The organism is Testudinibacter sp. P27/CKL/0425, assembly GCF_052931395.1.
In genome coordinates this window covers 329,511-349,000 of record NZ_CM128801.1, presented here as the reverse complement: position 1 = coordinate 349,000, position 19,490 = coordinate 329,511, and the positions used below count along the sequence as shown (strand labels likewise).

The 19,490-nt window shown below is 41.8% G+C and carries 22 protein-coding genes and 1 pseudogene; 19 read left to right on the top strand and 4 right to left on the bottom strand.

Going from position 1 to position 19,490, the window contains the following annotated elements; genetic code table 11:
• Window positions 1-5 precede the first annotated feature (5 nt).
• The 19 genes and pseudogenes from ACUHGC_RS01775 to ACUHGC_RS01685 all read left to right on the top strand — a co-directional run bounded on the left by ACUHGC_RS01775 (window position 6) and on the right by ACUHGC_RS01685 (window position 14,141).
• Window positions 6-563, top strand: a complete 558-nt coding sequence (locus ACUHGC_RS01775; RefSeq protein WP_446833981.1) for a nucleotide-binding domain containing protein — start codon at window positions 6-8, stop codon at window positions 561-563.
• Between the two features lie 10 nt (window positions 564-573).
• A complete protein-coding gene (gene pdxA, locus ACUHGC_RS01770; protein ID WP_446833980.1) occupies window positions 574-1,575 on the top strand; it encodes a 4-hydroxythreonine-4-phosphate dehydrogenase PdxA in 1,002 nt (333 codons plus the stop codon).
• Between the two features lie 25 nt (window positions 1,576-1,600).
• Window positions 1,601-2,476, top strand: a complete 876-nt coding sequence (gene dapA / locus ACUHGC_RS01765) for a 4-hydroxy-tetrahydrodipicolinate synthase (protein WP_446833979.1) — start codon at window positions 1,601-1,603, stop codon at window positions 2,474-2,476.
• 23 nt (window positions 2,477-2,499) lie between these two features.
• On the top strand, window positions 2,500-3,477 hold the full coding sequence (locus tag ACUHGC_RS01760) for a hydroxyacid dehydrogenase (protein WP_446833978.1): 978 nt from the start codon (window positions 2,500-2,502) through the stop codon (window positions 3,475-3,477).
• 19 nt (window positions 3,478-3,496) lie between these two features.
• The gene (locus tag ACUHGC_RS01755; RefSeq protein ID WP_446833977.1) at window positions 3,497-4,288 is read left to right on the top strand and encodes an iron-containing alcohol dehydrogenase; all 792 of its coding nucleotides are present in this window, start codon (window positions 3,497-3,499) and stop codon (window positions 4,286-4,288) included.
• Window positions 4,257-4,627 (top strand): annotated as a pseudogene (locus tag ACUHGC_RS01750) (hypothetical protein). The gene ACUHGC_RS01755 and the pseudogene ACUHGC_RS01750 overlap by 32 nt, the downstream one beginning before the upstream one ends.
• A gap of 44 nt (window positions 4,628-4,671) precedes the next feature.
• A complete protein-coding gene (locus tag ACUHGC_RS01745) occupies window positions 4,672-5,148 on the top strand; it encodes a tripartite tricarboxylate transporter TctB family protein (protein WP_446833976.1) in 477 nt (158 codons plus the stop codon).
• An 11-nt stretch (window positions 5,149-5,159) separates the two neighbouring features.
• Window positions 5,160-6,659, top strand: coding sequence for a tripartite tricarboxylate transporter permease (locus tag ACUHGC_RS01740; protein WP_446833975.1), 1,500 nt, complete (start codon window positions 5,160-5,162; stop codon window positions 6,657-6,659).
• A gap of 23 nt (window positions 6,660-6,682) precedes the next feature.
• Window positions 6,683-7,219 carry a tripartite tricarboxylate transporter substrate-binding protein gene (locus ACUHGC_RS01735; protein ID WP_446833974.1) on the top strand — a complete coding sequence of 179 codons (537 nt, stop codon included), beginning with the start codon at window positions 6,683-6,685 and terminating at the stop codon, window positions 7,217-7,219.
• A complete protein-coding gene (locus ACUHGC_RS01730) occupies window positions 7,146-7,676 on the top strand; it encodes a tripartite tricarboxylate transporter substrate-binding protein (RefSeq protein WP_446834815.1) in 531 nt (176 codons plus the stop codon). The genes ACUHGC_RS01735 and ACUHGC_RS01730 overlap by 74 nt, the downstream gene beginning before the upstream one ends.
• A 341-nt stretch (window positions 7,677-8,017) precedes the next feature.
• Window positions 8,018-8,653, top strand: a complete 636-nt coding sequence (locus tag ACUHGC_RS01725) for a hypothetical protein (RefSeq protein ID WP_446833973.1) — start codon at window positions 8,018-8,020, stop codon at window positions 8,651-8,653.
• Window positions 8,638-9,006 carry a TAXI family TRAP transporter solute-binding subunit gene (locus ACUHGC_RS01720; protein ID WP_446833972.1) on the top strand — a complete coding sequence of 123 codons (369 nt, stop codon included), beginning with the start codon at window positions 8,638-8,640 and terminating at the stop codon, window positions 9,004-9,006. The genes ACUHGC_RS01725 and ACUHGC_RS01720 overlap by 16 nt, the downstream gene beginning before the upstream one ends.
• 26 nt (window positions 9,007-9,032) lie before the next feature.
• A complete protein-coding gene (locus ACUHGC_RS01715; protein ID WP_446833971.1) occupies window positions 9,033-10,301 on the top strand; it encodes a TRAP transporter permease in 1,269 nt (422 codons plus the stop codon).
• A complete protein-coding gene (locus ACUHGC_RS01710; RefSeq protein WP_446833970.1) occupies window positions 10,217-10,897 on the top strand; it encodes a TRAP transporter large permease subunit in 681 nt (226 codons plus the stop codon). Before ACUHGC_RS01715 ends, ACUHGC_RS01710 begins: the two co-directional genes overlap by 85 nt.
• A gap of 38 nt (window positions 10,898-10,935) precedes the next feature.
• Window positions 10,936-11,349, top strand: coding sequence for an exo-alpha-sialidase (locus tag ACUHGC_RS01705; protein ID WP_446833969.1), 414 nt, complete (start codon window positions 10,936-10,938; stop codon window positions 11,347-11,349).
• A complete protein-coding gene (locus tag ACUHGC_RS01700) occupies window positions 11,325-12,101 on the top strand; it encodes an exo-alpha-sialidase (RefSeq protein ID WP_446833968.1) in 777 nt (258 codons plus the stop codon). The genes ACUHGC_RS01705 and ACUHGC_RS01700 overlap by 25 nt, the downstream gene beginning before the upstream one ends.
• Before the next feature lie 33 nt (window positions 12,102-12,134).
• Window positions 12,135-12,602, top strand: a complete 468-nt coding sequence (locus tag ACUHGC_RS01695; RefSeq protein ID WP_446833967.1) for a YhcH/YjgK/YiaL family protein — start codon at window positions 12,135-12,137, stop codon at window positions 12,600-12,602.
• Between the two features lie 6 nt (window positions 12,603-12,608).
• Window positions 12,609-13,289 (top strand): SDR family oxidoreductase, encoded by a 681-nt coding sequence (locus ACUHGC_RS01690; RefSeq protein WP_446833966.1) that lies wholly within the window; start codon window positions 12,609-12,611, stop codon window positions 13,287-13,289.
• Between the two features lie 96 nt (window positions 13,290-13,385).
• Window positions 13,386-14,141, top strand: a complete 756-nt coding sequence (locus ACUHGC_RS01685; RefSeq protein WP_446833965.1) for a DeoR/GlpR family DNA-binding transcription regulator — start codon at window positions 13,386-13,388, stop codon at window positions 14,139-14,141.
• Window positions 14,142-14,251: 110 nt separating this feature from the next.
• On the opposite strand, the gene ACUHGC_RS01680 is transcribed toward ACUHGC_RS01685, so the two are convergent.
• From ACUHGC_RS01680 to ACUHGC_RS01665, 4 genes are all read right to left on the bottom strand, one after another.
• Window positions 14,252-15,592 carry a PTS sugar transporter subunit IIC gene (locus ACUHGC_RS01680; protein ID WP_446833964.1) on the bottom strand — a complete coding sequence of 447 codons (1,341 nt, stop codon included), beginning with the start codon at window positions 15,590-15,592 and terminating at the stop codon, window positions 14,252-14,254.
• 10 nt (window positions 15,593-15,602) lie between these two features.
• Entirely contained in the window at window positions 15,603-16,925 is a 1,323-nt protein-coding gene (locus ACUHGC_RS01675; RefSeq protein ID WP_446833963.1) for an alpha-L-fucosidase, read from the bottom strand.
• Window positions 16,926-17,204: 279 nt separating this feature from the next.
• Complete coding sequence (gene fucO / locus ACUHGC_RS01670; RefSeq protein WP_446833962.1) at window positions 17,205-18,356, bottom strand: lactaldehyde reductase; 1,152 nt, start codon at window positions 18,354-18,356, stop codon at window positions 17,205-17,207.
• A 146-nt stretch (window positions 18,357-18,502) separates the two neighbouring features.
• Entirely contained in the window at window positions 18,503-19,456 is a 954-nt protein-coding gene (locus ACUHGC_RS01665) for a substrate-binding domain-containing protein (protein ID WP_446833961.1), read from the bottom strand.
• Window positions 19,457-19,490: the final 34 nt, after the last annotated feature.

Here is a 19,490-nt window from a genome sequence, read left to right as displayed (position 1 = left end):
TCAATATGTTACCGTTATTATTTGTCGTCGCCTCAATGAGCCAAGCCAGCAACCAACAAAGCGAAGCGTTACTGAAGCAAGACTTAGTTCAATTGGTTCAAATTGACGTTGCTTCATTGCTAAAGGATAAAAATTATCATCAACACCTGATTGAACAGGTGAATGAAGGACTTTCGGCGCAACACAATATCTTATTAAAAACAGACAGTAGTCCAGAGGCGCGACACGGCATTAGCGCACTATGCACCCAACTCGGCTTGAATAGAACACAATTAGGTGAGCAAATTTGCTCAAAATTATCAGCAATCGTAATTGCCAGCCTAAAGCAGATCAAAAATCAAATCGCAGGGCTGGTGCTGACCGGTGGCGATATCGCAATCAGCGTTGCTCAAAATTTACAAGCAACTCACTACCGCATTGCAGGCGAAATCGAAAACGGAGTGCCGTTTGGTTATTTGCCAAATACCGCACTTCAGCATATCCCGATTGTCACCAAGGCAGGAGGATTCGGTTCTCCCGCCGTTTTTATCGAAACGATTAATTTTATCAGGAATCACCAATAAGGAGCGTTAAATGAAACCAATATTAGGCATCACCATGGGTGATGGCGCGGGGATCGGCCCTGAAGTCATCATTAAAGCACTAGAAGATAAAAGAATTTATGAGCTAGCTCGTCCTGTTGTCATTGGTGATCAAAAAATCATGCAGAGGGCTTTACCCATTGTAAATTCCAGCCTGAAGCTGCGAGTGATTACGCAAATCGAAGATGCCAAAAGCGAATTCGGCTATATCGACATGATTGATTTGGATAATTTACCGGCGGATTTGCCATTTTCCCAAGTTGATCCGCGGGCAGGAAAAGCCGCCTATGACTATATTGAAAGAGCGGTTGAATATGCCATGCAAGGTAAAATTCATGCCATTGTCACCGCCCCTCTCAATAAAGAAGCATTACACGCCGGTGGGAAAATGTTCCCCGGCCATACCGAAATCTTAGCACATCTGAGCAATACCAAAGATTTCTCGATGTTGCTATCCAGTGAGAAATTAAATGTTATCCATGTGACAACCCACGTTCAACTGCGCCAAGCCTGTGATTTAGTAAAAAAAGAACGCGTTTTAAAAGTCATCCATCTTGCCGATGAAAATATCAAAATGCTGGGATTTAAACAGCCGAGAACTGCCGTCGCCGGGCTAAATCCGCACGCCGGAGAAAATGGAATGTTCGGCGATGAAGATGAAAAAGAAATCCTTCCCGCCATTCAAGAAGCGCAACGGCAAGGCATTAATGTTGTCGGTCCGATTCCACCGGATACCGTATTCCACCGCGCAGCGAATTTAAATGAATTCGACATTATCGTGGTGATGTATCACGACCAAGGGCACATTCCGTTAAAACTGTTAGGTTTCGACAGCGGTGTTAATGTCACGGTCGGTCTGCCGTTTATCCGTACGTCGGTCGATCACGGAACCGCATTTCCTATCGCCGGCAAAGGGGTAGCTGACAGTCGTAGTATGACGGAAGCATTATACCTAGGCGCCAAAATGGCTAATGTGAAATATTCAGATAAGTAACAATCAATTAATAGAGGAAATGATTATGTTTAAACCAGAAGGAATTATTGCACCGGTATTAACCAGCTTGGATGAAAACGAAAAATTTAATCCGGAAGCCTATAAAGAATTTATTGATTATCTGATCAATGCAGGGATTCATGGCATTTTTCCACTCGGCACCAACGGTGAATTTTATGCCTTTAATCAACAGGAAAAATTGGAAGTTATCAAAACCGCCATTAAAGCCGTGAACGGCAGAGTGCCGGTTTACGTTGGCACCGGTTGTGTGACAACTAAAGAAACCATCGAATTTTCCAAACAGGTTATGGATTTGGGCGTCGATGTCCTTTCAATTATTTCGCCATACTTTGTTTCCGTTTCACAAGACGATTTATACCGCCACTTCAGCACCATTGCTAAAAATGTTGCAGCGCCAATCTTGCTGTATAACATTCCGGCACGCACCGGCAATAATATTGATTATAAAACCCTGAAAAAACTAGCCGAATTTGACAACATTATCGGCATTAAAGATAGTAGCGGCAATTTTGATAATTCATTGAAATATATTGAAAACACCGACCCACGCTTGAGCGTAATGGCAGGCAACGATTCACTGATTTTATGGACATTATTGGCAGGCGGCACCGGTGCCATCAGCGGCTGCTCCAACGTATTCCCGGAATTAATGGTTGAAATCTACAACTACTGGAAACAAGGTGACTTCGAAAAAGCCAACGCCTCACAGAAGAAAATCCGTGATTTCCGCAATGTCATGCAAATGGGAAATCCGAATTCAGTCGTCAAACGCGCAGCCCAACTACGCGGTCATAACGTCGGCCCAGCCAGAGAACCTTCAAACTGTGCTAATCCGACTATTGATCAGGCGTTGCACGATGTCTTTAAACTGTATGAGTGATAAAGCTGATAGGAAAAATTATTATGACAAAAATCGTTATTTCCCATCGTCTACACGACGATGGAATGGCAATTCTAGAACAAGCTAAGGCTGAAATTGCAATAACTAACGACGGTTCTCCGGTGGCTATGCTGCCGGAGTTATTAGATGCCGATGGCCTAATTATCCGTATTGGTTCTATTGATCGCCAAACTATGTTACAAGCTAAAAATTTGAAAGTTATTGGTCGTCCGGGTGTTGGTGTAGATGGTGTTGATGTTAAAACCGCAACGGAATTGGGTATTCCAGTTGTTATTGCACCGGGCGCAAATACACGCTCAGTAGCCGAACACGCTTTTGCTTTAATGTTTGCCTGCGCTAAGGATCTTATTCGTTCCGATAATGAAATGAGAAAAGGAAATTTTGCCATTCGCAGTAGTTACAAAGCGTATGAGTTGCAAGGAAAAACATTAGCGTTAATTGGTTATGGGCGTATCGGCTCTATTCTGGCTCAGATGTCGAGTGCAATAGGAATGAAAATCAAAGTTTATGATCCTTTTGTAAATCGAGAGTCTATTGAAAGTGCAGGCTATACATATTGTTCTCGCTTAGATGAAGCAATTAAAGATTCTCACGTCATTTCCATCCATGTTCCGTTAACTTCTGAAACCCGTAGTTTAATCGGTGAAAAAGAGATTAGTTGGATGTCGGCTAATACTATTCTCATTAATTGCGCCAGAGGCGAAGTTATTGATGAATCTGCTCTAAGCGTGGCATTAGAAAAAGGGCTTATCCATAGTGCAGGCCTAGATGTCTTTGCCTCCGAGTCTGTTGAGACCACCGCGCCATTATTTAGACTTAATAATGTCACTGTTTCACCACATATGGCGGGACAAACAAAAGAAGCGGCTTCAGGAGTGGCTACAATGGCAGCTGAAGGCGTATTAGCCGTCATAAATGGCGAACGTTGGGAATATGTTTGTAACCCAGAGGCTTACGATAATCCAAGATGGAACAAATAAATAACAAGGAAACAATATTATGTCAGGTGTTTATTCTTTATTTAACCCAAGCAAAGTAATCGGCGGTGCAGGTTCTATCGCTCAAATAGGCGAAGTTGCCCAAGGATATAGTGCAAAAAATGTGACTCTTATTACTGACGCAGGTGTATTTAACGCAGGTTTAATCACGAAGCCGAAAACAATTTTAGAACAAGCCGGCATTGCCGTGCATATTATTAGCGATGTGCCGTCGGAACCACCACTGGAAGCGGTAAATCATATTTTTTCTGAAGCTGTGAAATTCAGTGCTGACATGGTGATCGGTATCGGTGGCGGCAGTGCGATGGATACGGCAAAACTTGTCGCATTAATGCTGAATAATCAGAATATTTCTCTAAAAGAGGTGACCTCCGGTCAGAAAAAATTTGTGCAACGCAGCTTGCCAACATTAATGGTGCCGACAACCTCAGGCACCGGCTCTGAAGCGACACAAAACTCTATTGTATTAGATACGGCTCAGGAACTTAAAATTGGTATCGTGGATGAAAAACTGGTGGCGAGCAGTGTTATTTTAGATGCGGAATTAACCGTCGGTTTACCAAAAAGCATTACCGCAAATACCGGGATTGATGCGTTGTGTCATGCCATTGAATGCTATATCTCTAAAAAAGCCAGTCCGTTCAGTGATATGTTCGCTCTCAAAGCCATTGAGTTGATTACGCAAAATATCCGAACCGCCTACAATGACGGAAAAAATATAGCTGCGCGTGAAAAAATGTTATTGGGTTCGTTTTTAGGCGGTGCCTGCACTTTCTTACCCGCTTGGTGGTAAATATCACATTCCACATGGGCTATCCAATGCGATTTTATTAGCGGATGTCATGCAATTCAATCTACCAGTCTGTATCGAAAAATTTGCTAACGTTGCTCAAGCCATGGGCTTAGATATGCAAGGCTGTACGCAAAACAAGCTGCAGAAAAAATGATTGACGAGCTTTATGCGCTAATTCGTGATTTAGAGATTAAATGTGATCTAAGTGCGGTCGGAATCAATGAAGAAATTTTAGATGAGTTAGTTGATTCGGCATTTAAAGTACGACGGTTATTGGATAATAATCCGAGAGAAATGACTAAGTCTGATATTTTAGCCATTTACCAAAAACTACTATGATAACCATCTAAAGTGCACATAAAAAGTATGGGGGTAAGGTAAATATGAAAAAATATTTTTCAAATCAGAACTTCATGGCCGGATTTATATTTTTCTTTGTGGCGATTTTTTACTTAATAAGCTCATTTTCAATTAGCACAAAAAATGTTGTTAGTGTAGAAGCTGATTTTATGCCGAAAATATATGGCGGATTATTATTGATAGCATCAATAATTTTAATGCTAACATCTTATATTAAAATAAAAAACCATCATCAGAAATCATTGAAAAGAGAGATGGACTGGAAAAGAGTATCTGCAATTCTTTTGCTCATATTCATATACATTTCTCTCATTCAGATCTTAGGTTTCGTTTTGATATCTATACCATTCTTATTTTTACTTTCAATCATACTTACTCCTGATTACATCCAAAAGAGGTTATGGGTATACGCTATATTTTCAGTGATTTTGCCATTTATTGCCAACTTTATATTCAGTCATTATCTAAACTTAACGATGCCGTCAGGTATTTTGTTTTAAGGACGTAAATTATGTATGATTTATTATCACAAGGACTTTCTACATTATTCACCGTCAGTGGAATGATATGTATGGTTGGCAGTGTCTTTATAGGTATTATATTTGGTTCTGTTCCGGGGTTATCTGCCACTATGGCGCTTGCTCTATTTTTACCGATAACTTATGCCATGGATCCGAACATCTCTATTATTTTACTAATCGCGCTCTATATCGGAGGAATATCTGGCGGACTAATTACAGCTATTTTAGCTGGTATTCCCGGAACACCATCATCAATTGCAACTTTTTTTGATGGTTATCCAATGACTAAAAAAGGACAAGCCTTCAAAGCACTTGGCGTTGGAGTTACATTCTCTTTTCTAGGTACTATTTTTTCGACTATCGTGTTAGTTTTTCTTTCCCCAATGTTAGCAAAAATTGCAATTAAGTTCGGTGTTTATGAATACTTTGCTGTAGCGCTATTCTCTTTAAGTATGCTAGTTGGATTATCCGGTGACAATATTTGGAAAGGACTTATTTCCGGTTTAATGGGATGTATGTTTGCGACTGTCGGAATGGATAAAATCTCATCAGTAAATCGATTTACTTTTGGGTCTGAAGAAATTACTTATGGATTCGATGTTCTACCTGTTTTAATCGGTTTATTTGCAATTACTGAGATCATTTCTAAAGCTGATACCGTAAAAACCGAAAGAAATAATATGCAGGTTATTACCGCAATTAAAATCGTTAAAGCTCTTGGGTTTTCAATTAAAGAATTTTTTGGTCAAATCAAAAACTTTATTTTATGTTCTTCACTTGGTACTGCTATTGGTATTTTACCCGGTATTGGCGGTGGTGCTGCAAATGTTATGGCCTATACTGTTTCAAAATCAACCTCAAAATATCCTGAAAAGTACGGTACGGGAATTATGGATGGATTGGTTGCATCTGAATCTTCAAACAATGCAGCAATTGGTGGCGCCTTAGTTCCTCTATTAGCATTAGGAATTCCAGGTGATACTGTTACGGCAATATTGTTAGGTGGATTAACATTACACGGCATTGTTCCTGGTCCTTTAATGTTTACTGAAAATGTTAGCACCGTCTACACTATCTTTGTCGCGATGTTCTTTGGTGCAATCATCATGTTTCTAATGGAATTCTATGGTTTGCGTATTTTCACTAAAATATTGGCTATTCCAAAACACTTCTTACTACCTGCTATTTTTCTATTCTGTATTATCGGTGCTTTTGGCGTTAGAAATAATTTTTTTGATGTTTGGGCAACAGTTTTGTTTGGCGTGATTGGTTTTACCTTCTTTAAACTATCAATTCCCGCTGCTCCATTTATCTTAGGATTTATTATTGGACCGCTTGCAGAAGTGAATTTAAGACGAGGATTAATGTTCTCTAGAGGTGACTTTTTCGAATTTTTCAGAGCACCAATCGCACTCGTATTTTTCATTATGACAGCTATCGTTATTATTTTTGCAGTCAAATCACAAATGAAGAAAAAACATACCGACTAATACATAATACAAGGAGATTCACCATGAAAAAAATACTCACTTTATTTTTAACTGCTATTTTAAGTGTATTTATCGTTGGATGTGACAAAGACTCTAAAGAGTCCACAGGCGCTAATACTACAGCCGATAATAATAGCTGGCCAAATAAAAATATCACCATAATTGTTCCTTTTTATGCAGGTGGTGATACTGACTTCCACGCACGAAATCTTGCAAGCCATTTAGAAAAGGAGCTTGGTGTAACGATTATTGTTAATAATGTTTCTGGCCCAAACGGCAATGCCGGTATGCGTCAAATGGTTAATGCAAAACCTGATGGCTATACCGCCCTATTTTTCCACGAATCAATGCTAACTAATAAAGTTGTTGGAACATCTAATCAAGCACATGATGCTCTATCCCCAGTTGCTGCAACCATTGTAGATGACTCTTATGTTATTGCAGTCAATGCAAAAAGTAATATGAAAAATCTAGATGATTTAGTGGCTGAAGCAAAAAAAAAGACCTGGAGAGCTGATTTATGCATCTTCTGTAGGCGGGTATTCATACTATTTAGGTAGAGTATTTGAACAACTAACAGGAGTTGATTTTAATATTGTGGACGCTGGAGGTGGTACAGATAGGAATGCTGCATTATTAGCCGGAAAAATCGATATTAATGTAAATCCTTATGGTGTCATGAAATCATACTTTGAATCCGGAGATTTTATTCCACTCGCGGTTATTAATGAAAACCGCAATAAACTCTTTCCAGATGTCTTAACTGCAAAAGAACAAGGATATGATTGGTTAGCTGAGAGATATTACTTTTTAAGCTTTCCAAAAGGTGCTGATAGTGTAATTGTTACAAAAATGGCTGATGCCATCAAAAAGGTAACTGAACAATCGGATTTTCGGAAAAAAACTGAAGATGCCTATAGTGTTTCACCTACATTTGTCGACACAAAAGAGCTGATTGAACACCTGGACGGCACTCTCCAATTATTTGAAAAAAATAAAGAATTAGTGAATAACTAATCAAGATACAGAATCGTTCATTATTTATGATGAGCGATTCTATACAAATGATCTTAATTAAACCGCACTTATACCGTCTCCTTAATCACTTATCTCTCAATCAATCTGATAAAAAGAGATCTCCATCACATTAAGTTGATTTATTTTAATCATTGCGATTATTTTAGTGCTAGATCTCATATTTATTTAATGCAATAGGGTATAAAAGCAACAAAATATGATTAATTTAAATCGTTTTGATTTAAAAACAGCAAGGAGGACGTCAGCAATCGAACAATCGAATCTAGTTAGAGACTGTCTCACGCAACCATTTCTAGTAATCTAATTATAGGACACTGACCATGTTAAAATTTAAACGCTCACTAAAAATTGCTCTAACCACGCTATTCTTTACCGGCATCGCCCAAGCAAGCATTGAATCCACAATCATTTCTCAACCACCGGGTAATGGGTGGTATACCTATGGAACTACATTCAGCCGACTAGTTCCTGAAGTGACTAATAATGAGTACAAAATCAAGTTAATCCCTCGGGGCGGCGGTATGACTAATCCGGTCGTGGTTAATGATAATAAAGCGGATTTTGGTTTTGCCACGTCAAATGCAGTTGTCTGGGCAAGAGATGGTTTGACCGATCTATATAAAGGAAAACAAAACAAAGAACAGCGCCTCGTCTTTGGCAATATGCAAGAGGCTTATACCATCATGATTGCGCGTAAATCGTGGGTTGAACAGACAGGCAACGATACTTTAGAGAAAATCGTGAATGCCGATAAAGTAGTTATCGCCACCAAGCCAACCGGTTCTCAAGTTCCGATTATTGCCGACTTTATTTTTAAAGCGTTGGGAACGGATTTTGAAACGATGAAATCTAAGGGGAAAGTCGTCCAAATCAGCAGTGGGCAAGCTAGCCAAATGTTAAGAGAAATACTATTGATGTATATATCGATAATGTTCCGGCAATGCACCCAAATTTAACTGAAATGACGCTGACAAATGACGTGGTTTATATTCCATATCCACAGAATGTACTGGATGCCTTAGCCGAAGTCGGATTACCGACCGGAACAATGCCAAGCGGTACTTATAAAGGACAAACTCAAGATTACGTTAATCCGGTCAGTGCTACGGTATTTATCACCAATACAAAAGTAGCTGATGACACCGTTTATAATGTAACCAAAGCATTAGTTGAAAAACAGCAACAGTTGAAAGAAGCTCATGCACCTTTAACTTATTGGAAACCTGAATTAATTGCTCAAGATGCCGAGTGGTTTGAACTACATCCCGGCGTCGCAAAATATTTCCGTGAGCAGGGTTGGATTAAATAAACGCTTTTTAATCGATAGGTATCAATATGAAATATGATCTCTTTTTAAAGACTGTATCCTCTGTTCTTGGGATTTTTTATATCGCATTTTTATTACAGCAATTTTTTATACCCATGTCACCTTTAGAGGCGGCAAGCATCCATGTTTATATGGCGACAGCGTTGGTATTTTGCTTTAAACCTCTGGAACTAAAACGGGGTAAATATATCGGTCGAATCATCGATTTAATCTGTATTGGACTGGCATTGTATATTTGTTATCACTACTATGTTTCCATTCCCAGATTAGAATCCCGTTTAGAAATGATTGATGAAGTGCTATTTGCCGATAAATTTGCCTTTGTTGTCGGTTTAGCACTGCTATTTGAAGCCGTGAGACGCTCTGTCGGGTTTTCTTTATTATCCGTTGTCATCATTTTTGTTCTTTATGGTTATTTTGGTTCGTATTTCCCAGGATGGACTGCCTTTGAAGGATTTTCACTTGATACCTTAACCGAATTAATCAGTATGCAAACGGAAGGATTATTCGGTATCACCGCCAGCACGGCGATTAACTTTGTTTTTTATTTCGTCATGTTCGGCTGTGTTTTTACCATGACCGGTGGCGGTAGCGTCTTTATTGATTTAGCGATGAAAGCTATCGCCCCACTCAAAGGCGGTGCAGCCAAAATGTCTCTATTAGGCTCCGCACTATTTGGAATGGTGAGCGGTTCCGCCGTTGCAAATACCACCTCAACCGGAGTGCTGACGATTCCGATTATGAGCCGTTCCGGTTATACCAAAGAACAGGCTGCAGCAACGGAAGCCATTGCCTCTACCGGTGGGCAATTAATGCCGCCTATTATGGGAATCGCCGCTTTTGTTATGTCTGACATGCTAGGTATTCCTTATGTTGAAATTGCAGCGGCAGGCCTGATTCCGGCAGTTGCATTCTATTTTGCTTTATTTGTCATTATCGATCTTAGAGCAAGAAAAACCGGAGTCGGTAACATTTCAATTAAAGAATTAACGATCGAACCGATTTTACCAAGAATCCATCTGCTAATTTCTCCACTATTATTGATTGTCTCACTAATCGCCGGCTACTCCGCCCCTTATGCAGCATTTGTGGGCTCTATTATTGCATTGTTGGCACCATTACTACGCAAAAGCACCCGTTACAGCCTGAAAACCATTTATCCGATGATCATTGATACCGCCAAACAAATGGCTTGGGTCTCTGTCCCGCTTGCTTCTGTTGGGATCATCATGGTCGTACCCAATCTAATCTTGCATTTAAATTTGTTGAAATTTTAAGTGAGGTTGGTGAAGGAAACCTATATCTGTCACTACTAATGGTTATTCTCGGCTGTATTATCATGGGCATGGGTCTACCAACTGTTGCGGCTTATATTATTGGCGCTATTATTTTTGCTCCGGCGCTAATTGATCTCGGTGTGGATCGCCTAGCCGCCAATATGTTCATTATGTATTATTGCGTGCTGTCCATGGTAACCCCACCAGTGGCTCTCTGTTCTTATGCAGCGGCGGCGATTGCCAATAGTAATTCCTCAAAAACGGGAATGATCGCATTTTCCTACGCATTAGTTATTTTCCTTATTCCATTTAGCTTTATTACCGATCCTGTAGTGCTTTGGCAAGGTAGTATCGGAATGATCCTCATCGCCTTCTTCGGTATGTTGGTGGCTACATTATGTTGGGCAATTTTCCTACAAGGCTGGATGAAGAAAAATTTAAATATTCTCGAACGAACAATCTTTTTAGTCATTAGTTTAGGCATTGTATTAGATAACTCCGGTACGACATTGTGGTATCTCTGCCTAGTATCAGCCCTGCTGATGATACTTTGGTGCTGGAAAAGTTCGGCGTCCAAAAACCCGATTATCGTATAGCGATACTCTGATAACATTCATAATAAGGAATAATTAATATGACTCAAGCAACAGAAACCGTCATCGCTAATGGTTTAGTCGAAAGTCGCGAGCCTCATCTCGCGACGGCAATGATTCCAGTGCATTGCCCGCAAAATCACGCTTCCAACTTGTTTGAACTGCCAAACGGAGACTTACTATGCACTTGGTTTGGCGGAACACAAGAAGGCATTGCCAATATTTCAATCTTTCTTTCTCATTTACCTGAAAATAGCAAACAATGGTCGGAGCCACAGAAGTTATCTGATGATCCTTCCCGTTCCGAGCAAAATCCCGTGTTATTTCTTGATCCTGACAATACACTGTGGCTATTATGGACCGCACAAAAATCTGGGAATCAGGACACGGCGATCGTTCGTTATCGTCAATCCGCTGACTTCGGTGAAACATGGGGGAAATTAAGACATTATTAGATCAACCCGGTACATTTATTCGCCAACCTATTACCGTGCTAAAAAATGGCGACTGGCTGCTGCCTGTTTTTTATTGCGTCACTGAAGCAGGAGAAAAATGGGTCGGTAATAATGATTATAGTGCGGTAAAAATATCTTCCGATAAAGGGAAAACTTGGCGCGATGTAATTGTGCCGGATAGCATCGGTTGCGTACATATGAATATCACACTATTAAAAAACGGAGCATTGTTGGCATTATTCCGCAGTCGTTGGGCAGATTATATTTATAAAAGCATCTCTTCCGACGGTGGAAATAGTTGGTCGTCACCAATCGCAACCGCACTTCCTAATAACAATTCATCAATTCAAGTGACAACATTAAAAAATGGTGATTTGGCTTTGGTATTCAACAATTCCAGCGCCCTAAACGCACTGGAAAGAAGAACCTCACTGTATGATGAAATTGAGGATGAAGATGAAACAACAAATGACATTGTGCCAAGTCATGCTTCACCACAAGGAAAAACTGCATTTTGGGGAGCACCAAGAGCGCCGATGACATTAGCGGTTTCAAAAGACAACGGTGAAAACTGGGTGGTTGTGAAAAACCTAGATGAAGGTGATGGATATTGTATGACCAATAACTCACAACAGAAGTTAAACCACGAGTTTTCTTATCCGAGTATTACGGAAGGAAAAGACGGTACACTCCATATTAGCTATACCTATTTTCGCCAAGCAATTAAATATGTGCGGATAGATTCGCTTTAAATAGTATCATTCAAGACATTATTAGGAATTTTTATGATTTGCGGAAATCTTAGTTCACTACACTCATCAGGATTGCCCAGCGTTTTACTTAATTTGCTCTCGGCGCCGGAACTGACATTAGCACAAATATCCGCTAAACCTGACGGCAGATATCAGCAGGAAGGAAAGACGTGGTTTTATAATATCAACTACTCCGAAACTAGCCCCGCTGCCTCACGACACACGGAGCTGCATACCTTGTATGCTGATATTCAAATCATTTTACAAGGAGAAGAAATCATTCATTACTCTCTTAACGACTGCTCATCAGAAGAAAAAGAAGAGAAGAAGCCCGATTTCTTTATTCTTAATAACCCCAAACTCACGCAATCTATTCATTTAACAGTTGGGGATTTTGCGGTGTTTTTCCCCGGAGAAGCCCACCAAGCACTCTGCATGGTAAAGCAACCGGAAAAAATTAGAAAAGCTGTCTTTAAAATACCAGTGGAAATGCTAAGGTAATTGAATATGGCGAAGCATGCGATTATTACCGGTGTTAGTTCTGGAATCGGTAAGGCTATTTTGGAGTCCCTGCTTAAAAACGGCTGGATAGTAACAGGACTTAGCAGGCGTCCGCCCGATGGCTGCTATCCGCCTGAATTTACTTTCCAGAGTATCGATTTAAATAATACTGCCGGATTAAAACAGTATCTACAAAATATATCGCATGTCGACGCCATTATTCACGCAGCCGGTAGCATGGTCGCAGCGCCTTTAAGTCAACTCAATGAAGAACGCAGTTTGCAATTGTGGCAACTACACGTCCATGTTGCTGAAGTGCTGGCAAATACGTTAATTTCAAAACTACAAGCGGGCGGACGTATCATCTTAATTGGCAGTAGAACGTCAAAAGGCATGGCAGGACGATCACAATATACCGCAACTAAAGCCGCCTTAGTTGCAATGGCACGGAGTTGGGCAGCAGAACTCGCTCCTCAAGGTATCACCGTTAACGTCATTGCCCCGGGTGCTACGGATACCCCGATGTTAAATCAACCGGGGCGTGAAAATTCCGCACCCAAATTACCGCCTATCGGGCGCTATATCATGCCCTCCGAAGTGGCTGATTATGTAAATTATATTCTTTCCCCTTCTGCCGCTGCGATTACCGGGCAAGAGTTGGTTATTTGCGGCGGAGCGTCTTTATAACTCAGTAAATTATTTTATCTTTGTATCTAACACATTAGTGTTAAAATGCTACTACCTTGACTTTTTAATCTTAAAATCAGCTTTCAGGAATGTATTATGCCTAAAGAAAGATCAGAAAAAATAATATTATTTCTTAAAAATCACAATATTGCGACGGTAGAACAGCTAGTCAAAGTAACCAATTCATCTCCCGCCACTATTCGACGAGATCTGATTAAACTCAGTGAGGAAGGAACGATTCTCCGCACTCACGGCGGCGTCAGCTTAAACCAATTTATTCCGTTTCAGCCAACAACCAATGAAAAGTTGTCAAAACAAATTCTTGAAAAAGAAAGAATTGCCGAATATGCTATGTCATTAATTTCTCCGGGCGATTCGATTGTGCTAGATGCCGGCACCACGACATTATGTATTGCCAAAAAAATCGCACATATGCCACTGCGGGTTGTCACCACCGATCTGCATATCGCATTACTGCTTTCCGAATATAAACAGATTGAAATTATTGTCACCGGCGGCAGAGTGGATAACAGCAGCCAATCCTGCATTGGCAATTACGGACAAGAAAGCCTACAAAAAATTTATCCCGATATTGCTTTCGTCAGCTGCAATTCCTGGAGCATGGAAAAAGGCATTACTGCCCCGACCGAAGAAAAGGCATTTCTAAAAAAATGCCTAGTACAAAATGCCAAGCGTAAAGTGTTAGTGGCAGACAGTAGCAAATATGGAAAATACTCATTTTTCTGCGCGACTCATTTAAATGAATTGACGGAAATTGTGACCGACAATAATTTAACGGCTTCACAGCAACAAGAGTTACAAAACAGAAACTTTCGACTTAACCTTATGTAAAATAGGTACCGGCCTAATTGGCCGCACCTATATCCATGTTGTATAATAGAAAGAGCATTTAATTAACTTAAATAGCGTTTGTCAAAATCGCGATCTGTCGTCATTCAATGCTATTTAGCTAATTCTTTCGCCAGCTCAGTCTCTTGTTGTAATTCCAATTCAAGATCTTTTGCCTGCTCTTTCTTAATACACTCTCGCTCATAGGCTTTAAAAAAGGGATAGTAAATAAAAATATCCAGAATAATCAATCCAATACTGAGAATCGGTGCCCAGATATCGCCGCCGGAAACCAGATAAGCGCCGATTGGGGCAGGAGTGGTCCAAGGCGCCATTAAATAGACACGATGAATCAGATCAAAATCCAAAATTAAGTAGGCGATCACCGCATTTGCCATCGGTGCAAAAATTAATGGAATGAAAAATAGCGGGTTCACCACCATCGGTACGCCATAAACGATCGGTTCGCCAATAGAGAAAAATGATGGCACTAGGCCGATTTTGCCGATAGAACGTAGATGTGCCGAGCGACTGCGCACTAATAAAAATGCCAGCGCGATCACACCGCCCGATGCGCCGTGTACCACATAAAAATCCCAGAATGAGTTAGTTACAATAAATGGCAACGCTTCGCCCGCCTGCAAGGCCGCAAGGTTTGCCGCCATATTTTGTAGTAAGAACGGTGTCCATAATTGCATCAAAACTAATGAGCCGTTGATGCCCAAAAACCACAGTAAATGCGTTGCAAACACAAACAGCATGATTGCACCCAACGAATCACTGACTTTAATCAGCGGTGCCATGTAGTCCATAATGAGCTGCGGAATGGTGACGCCGGTTAAATGTTCGATATAGATGGAAAGCGGAAAAATGGTGATCAACATCGTTAAAATCGGAATCACAATATTCAGCGATTCCGCAACCGCACTTGGCACTTCTTTCGGCAATCGAATACGAATATTCAAATATTCGAGCAGTCGAGTAACTTCCACGGTATAAATCGCAACAAAAATGGCAGAGAACAACCCGATTCCACCGAAAAATTTAATCTCCATTGCGCCATCTTTTACCGGAGCGGCAATCAGTAAAAACGTCATCACCGACAAAAATGCTGCAGGCAGCGGTTCTCGCTTATAGGCTTTTGCCAAATTGTAGGCGATACTCGCTGAAGTGAAGAGCGAAATAGCGTTAAACGACATTTGGAAGAACGTCCAGCCGTAATCACTCGCCCAAGTAGCAAAACGCCACCATGCCATGCCGAAGCTGTTGGTGGTGTTTTGATCAAACGGTGGAATCAGCAAAATCATGATAAAGCTGCCAACAATCAAAAATGGTAATACCACGATGAACCCGTCTCGAATTGCTGAAATATGTGGCTGTTTTTCTAAGCGAAGTGCGGTTGGAGTAACATATTTATCCATGTAATGGATCATTTTTTGGCTAAAGGCGCTCATTACATCCTCCTTATTCCCCGTTCACCGCTTTAAAACATAACACCTGCCATTGCGGCTGATAGTTATGTACCACTAAACTGACTTCGCCGTTTTTCTGCTGTTGGGAAAAATCAACCTGCGAATTTAACGCAACAAGTTCGATATCACACGGCAGGCTGAACTGGTTTTCACCTTCCGTTAAACCATCGACAAAGCAATATAAATCTTCACCTTTACGGGTAAAATGGAAATTGAACTCGCCTGCTGAATAAGATTCGCGGTGACTACATTTTGTCGCATAAATTCCCTCACCATTCAGTGCCAGCCACTCGCCCAATCCTTGTAAGCGTTCAACTTGCCCGCTTGGAATTGTGCCGTCCGCTTTCGGCCCGACATTCAACAGTAAATTACCGTTATTTGCCACCACTTCCACTAGCAACGACACCAGTTTTTTGACCGAAATCAGATCATCATCGCTTTCATTTTGGTTATAGCTGAACGATAAACCTAAACCTCGGCACATTTCCCACTTGCGTTGACGTGAAGCCTCGCCGTGCTTGTACTCTTTTGAGGTGAAGTCGCACCAAAGCCCATTCCAGCGATCATCAATAACGCCACCCTCAACTTGATTGTAATAATGCGAAAACAGTGTCGGCAGCATGTGTTCGCCTTGTTTCGGCCAACCGATATCATTCCACAATACCGCCGGCTGGTAATTATCGATCAATTCCATCACTTGATTAAAGGCGTAATCGGCATACGCATAGGTCGGGCTGGCATTCGACATATTTTGGCTTTCGGTAAAAATCGGTGCTGAAGAAAACGTCCAGTCAATCACCCCCGAATAATAAGTACCCATTTTTAACCCGACTGCCTCAACCGCACTTTTCAATTCGCCTAAAATATCCCGTTTCGGACCATAATTCAGGCTGTGATAATCGGTGTAACGGCTTAGAAACAAGCAAAATCCGTCATGGTGTTTTGTGGTCAGCACCACATATTTTGCACCGGCTTGCTTAAACAACTCAGCCCATGTTGTGGGCTGCCATTTTTCAGCTTTCCATAACGGTAAAAAATCACGATAAGCAAAGTCTTCGCCATAGGTTTTAACATGATGTTCATAGCTCGGACCGCACTTGACATTAATCGAATTGAAATACCATTCGGCATACGGGTTATTGCAGAACCACTGTTCATCAATATCCACTTCGCCCAATTCCCATGTTAGCGGCGCAAACGCAGGCACGGAATAAATGCCCCAATGTACAAAAATTCCGAATTTATAATCGTCATACCAATCCGGTAACGGGTGTGTTTTGACGGATTCCCAAGTCGCGGAATAGATCTTTTTCATACTAACTCCTATTTGTTATCGTTATATAAACACTACAGTACAACGACTGCACAAATAATATGAAAACAATATTTCACCATTGAATCAAATGGAATGATAATTTTACTGAAAGTAAAAAAGATTCTGTGATACCGCTCACTGAAAGTACAAATTTTTAGAGACAAAAATCTCACACTCAATGACCGAATTGGACTAAATCTAGACATTTCAGTCAATAAAAATCATAAAAACAAAAAAACGGATACCGCACTTGGTATCCGTTTTGGGATTTAAAATTAGTTAAAATGCGGTTTTATACACCTCTAAAATCAATTCCGGTGTGCATTCACGCGGGTTACCGCCTGTACAGACGTCGTTGAAGGCATCAATCGAAAGTGCGGTTAAATCGGCTTCTTGCACGCCAATTTCAGACAGTTTCTCTGGAATGCCCACATCTTTAGACAGCTGTTTCACGGCGTTGATCGCCGCTAGGCGGTATTCACTTTGGCTCATGCCGTCGACATCTTTCACGCCCATCGCACGGGCGATTTCACGGTATTTTTTGCCAGTATAGTCTTGGTTAAATTCCATCACATACGGCAATAACACCGCATTAGCAATGCCGTGTGGGGTGTCGTAATACGCCGATAGCGGGTGTGCCATGCCGTGCACCACGCCAAGCCCAACGTTAGAGAAGCCCATGCCGGCAATATATTGCCCCAGTGCCATGCCCTCTCTGCCTTGCGGTTCGTTGTTGACCGCACTTCGTAACGATTTGGCAATCAGTTCGATCGCTTTCAAATGCAGCGCATCGGTGAGTTCCCATGCGGCTTTGGTGGTGTAACCTTCAATGGCGTGGGTGAGTGCGTCCATGCCCGTTGCCGCGGTCAGCCCTTTCGGCATGCTCGACATCATATCAGGGTCGACCACCGCAACGGTTGGCACATCGTGCACATCGACGCACACAAATTTGCGTTTATGTGCTTCATCGGTGATCACATAATTGATCGTCACTTCCGCTGCCGTGCCTGCGGTGGTCGGCACCGCAATAATCGGTACGCATTTTTTATTGGTCGGCGCCACGCCTTCCAGCGACACCACATCAGCAAATTCGGGGTTATTGATGATAATCCCGATCGCTTTTGAGGTATCAATCGGTGAGCCGCCGCCAATGGCGATCAGGAAATCGGCTTCCGCTTGTTTAAATGCCGCTACGCCTTGTTTAATAATTGCTACACTCGGATTGGCTTTCACCTGATCAAACACCGTATATGCCAGCCCTGCTTGATCCAACAATGCGGTCACTTTTTCCGCCACGCCGAATTTGATTAAATCGTTGTCCGTTACCACCAAAGCTTTGCGAAAGCCGCGGCTGACCGCTTCTGGCACAATGTGTTCAATTGCGCCTTTGCGGTGGTAACTGGTTTCGTTCAGAATGATTCTGTTTGCCATTGTGTTTACCTCGTTTAAGTCAATGAAACCAACTATATTTTAAAATCATGCCATCAGGCGAAGTTGCCTGATGTAAAGTGCGGCTCACCCAACAGTGAAGCCGCATAAAGAAAGGCAGGTGATGCCCTGCCTTTCTGTGTTATCCATTAATACAACACACCTTGCGCTTCTTTGGAGTCGATGTTGTCTTTGGTGACAAACACCACGCCAGTATCAATGAATTTTTCAATTTTCTTACCATCAATCACATCTTTAATCGCGGTCACGCCTTTGTAACCCATTTGATAAGAGGATTGCACCACAATGCCTTCCAGTGTGCCGTCACGCACGAAGTTTTGCAGATCTTGGTTGCCGTCAAAGCCCACGGCGACCAGTTTACCCGCATAACCACGCTCTTTGATCGCACGTGCCATGCCCACCGCAGTTGGCTCATTCGCACCGAAAATTGCGGTGAGATCAGGGTGAGAGGTCAACACGTCAATAGTTTGGTTAAGTGCGGTCACCATGTCGGATTGTGAATAGAACGGTCCGACCATAGTGATGTCGGCATTCTCTTTGATTTTATCCACAAAGCCACCGGTACGCTCAATCGCACTGGCAGCACCCGGAGTAAAGGACATCACTGCCACTTTGCCTTTGGTGCCGTTTTTCTCCAGCAGTTTTTCCGCTGCCAGTTTGCCCGCAGCACGATTATCCGTGGCGAGGAACGATTGGTAATATTTGCCGTCACTATTGATACCCGAATCGATCATCACCACCGGAATGCCTCTTTCATAAGCGGCTTTCACGGCTGGCACCAGCGCATCAGGGTCAGAGGCGGCTAATACAATCCCTGCCACCCCGCGGTTGACGGCGTTATTTACCATGTTGACTTGTTCATCAATGGCGGTTTCGGCTTGCGGGCCTTGGAATGAGATGTTGTATTGTCCGCCAATATCTTTGCCAGCGTCTACCGCACCTTTATTCACATTTTGCCAGAAGTTGGCGTTAGCGGTTTTAACGATAACGGCAATTTCGTTTGATTTTGCCATCACCGATGTGCTGACTAAGGCTGAAAATCCAACGACCGTTGCCAATGCTGCGACTGCGAATTTTTTCATTGCGTGCTCCTTGTTTGGATTGGTTTATAAAAGT

Bases quoted from the DNA above. Each gene is read 5' to 3' on its own strand.
- ACUHGC_RS01755 (WP_446833977.1), top strand. From the start codon at position 3,497: ATGTCAGGTGTTTATTCTTTATTTAACCCAAGCAAAGTAATCGGCGGT.
- ACUHGC_RS01665 (WP_446833961.1), bottom strand. From the start codon at position 19,456: ATGAAAAAATTCGCAGTCGCAGCATTGGCAACGGTCGTTGGATTTTCA.
- ACUHGC_RS01705 (WP_446833969.1), top strand. From the start codon at position 10,936: ATGACTCAAGCAACAGAAACCGTCATCGCTAATGGTTTAGTCGAAAGT.
- ACUHGC_RS01725 (WP_446833973.1), top strand. From the start codon at position 8,018: ATGTTAAAATTTAAACGCTCACTAAAAATTGCTCTAACCACGCTATTC.
- ACUHGC_RS01715 (WP_446833971.1), top strand. From the start codon at position 9,033: ATGAAATATGATCTCTTTTTAAAGACTGTATCCTCTGTTCTTGGGATT.
- fucO (WP_446833962.1), bottom strand. From the start codon at position 18,356: ATGGCAAACAGAATCATTCTGAACGAAACCAGTTACCACCGCAAAGGC.
- ACUHGC_RS01760 (WP_446833978.1), top strand. From the start codon at position 2,500: ATGACAAAAATCGTTATTTCCCATCGTCTACACGACGATGGAATGGCA.
- ACUHGC_RS01740 (WP_446833975.1), top strand. From the start codon at position 5,160: ATGTATGATTTATTATCACAAGGACTTTCTACATTATTCACCGTCAGT.
- ACUHGC_RS01690 (WP_446833966.1), top strand. From the start codon at position 12,609: ATGGCGAAGCATGCGATTATTACCGGTGTTAGTTCTGGAATCGGTAAG.
- ACUHGC_RS01685 (WP_446833965.1), top strand. From the start codon at position 13,386: ATGCCTAAAGAAAGATCAGAAAAAATAATATTATTTCTTAAAAATCAC.
- pdxA (WP_446833980.1), top strand. From the start codon at position 574: ATGAAACCAATATTAGGCATCACCATGGGTGATGGCGCGGGGATCGGC.
- ACUHGC_RS01675 (WP_446833963.1), bottom strand. From the start codon at position 16,925: ATGAAAAAGATCTATTCCGCGACTTGGGAATCCGTCAAAACACACCCG.
- ACUHGC_RS01745 (WP_446833976.1), top strand. From the start codon at position 4,672: ATGAAAAAATATTTTTCAAATCAGAACTTCATGGCCGGATTTATATTT.
- ACUHGC_RS01735 (WP_446833974.1), top strand. From the start codon at position 6,683: ATGAAAAAAATACTCACTTTATTTTTAACTGCTATTTTAAGTGTATTT.
- dapA (WP_446833979.1), top strand. From the start codon at position 1,601: ATGTTTAAACCAGAAGGAATTATTGCACCGGTATTAACCAGCTTGGAT.
- ACUHGC_RS01700 (WP_446833968.1), top strand. From the start codon at position 11,325: ATGGGGGAAATTAAGACATTATTAGATCAACCCGGTACATTTATTCGC.
- ACUHGC_RS01775 (WP_446833981.1), top strand. From the start codon at position 6: ATGTTACCGTTATTATTTGTCGTCGCCTCAATGAGCCAAGCCAGCAAC.
- ACUHGC_RS01695 (WP_446833967.1), top strand. From the start codon at position 12,135: ATGATTTGCGGAAATCTTAGTTCACTACACTCATCAGGATTGCCCAGC.
- ACUHGC_RS01680 (WP_446833964.1), bottom strand. From the start codon at position 15,592: ATGAGCGCCTTTAGCCAAAAAATGATCCATTACATGGATAAATATGTT.
- ACUHGC_RS01720 (WP_446833972.1), top strand. From the start codon at position 8,638: ATGCACCCAAATTTAACTGAAATGACGCTGACAAATGACGTGGTTTAT.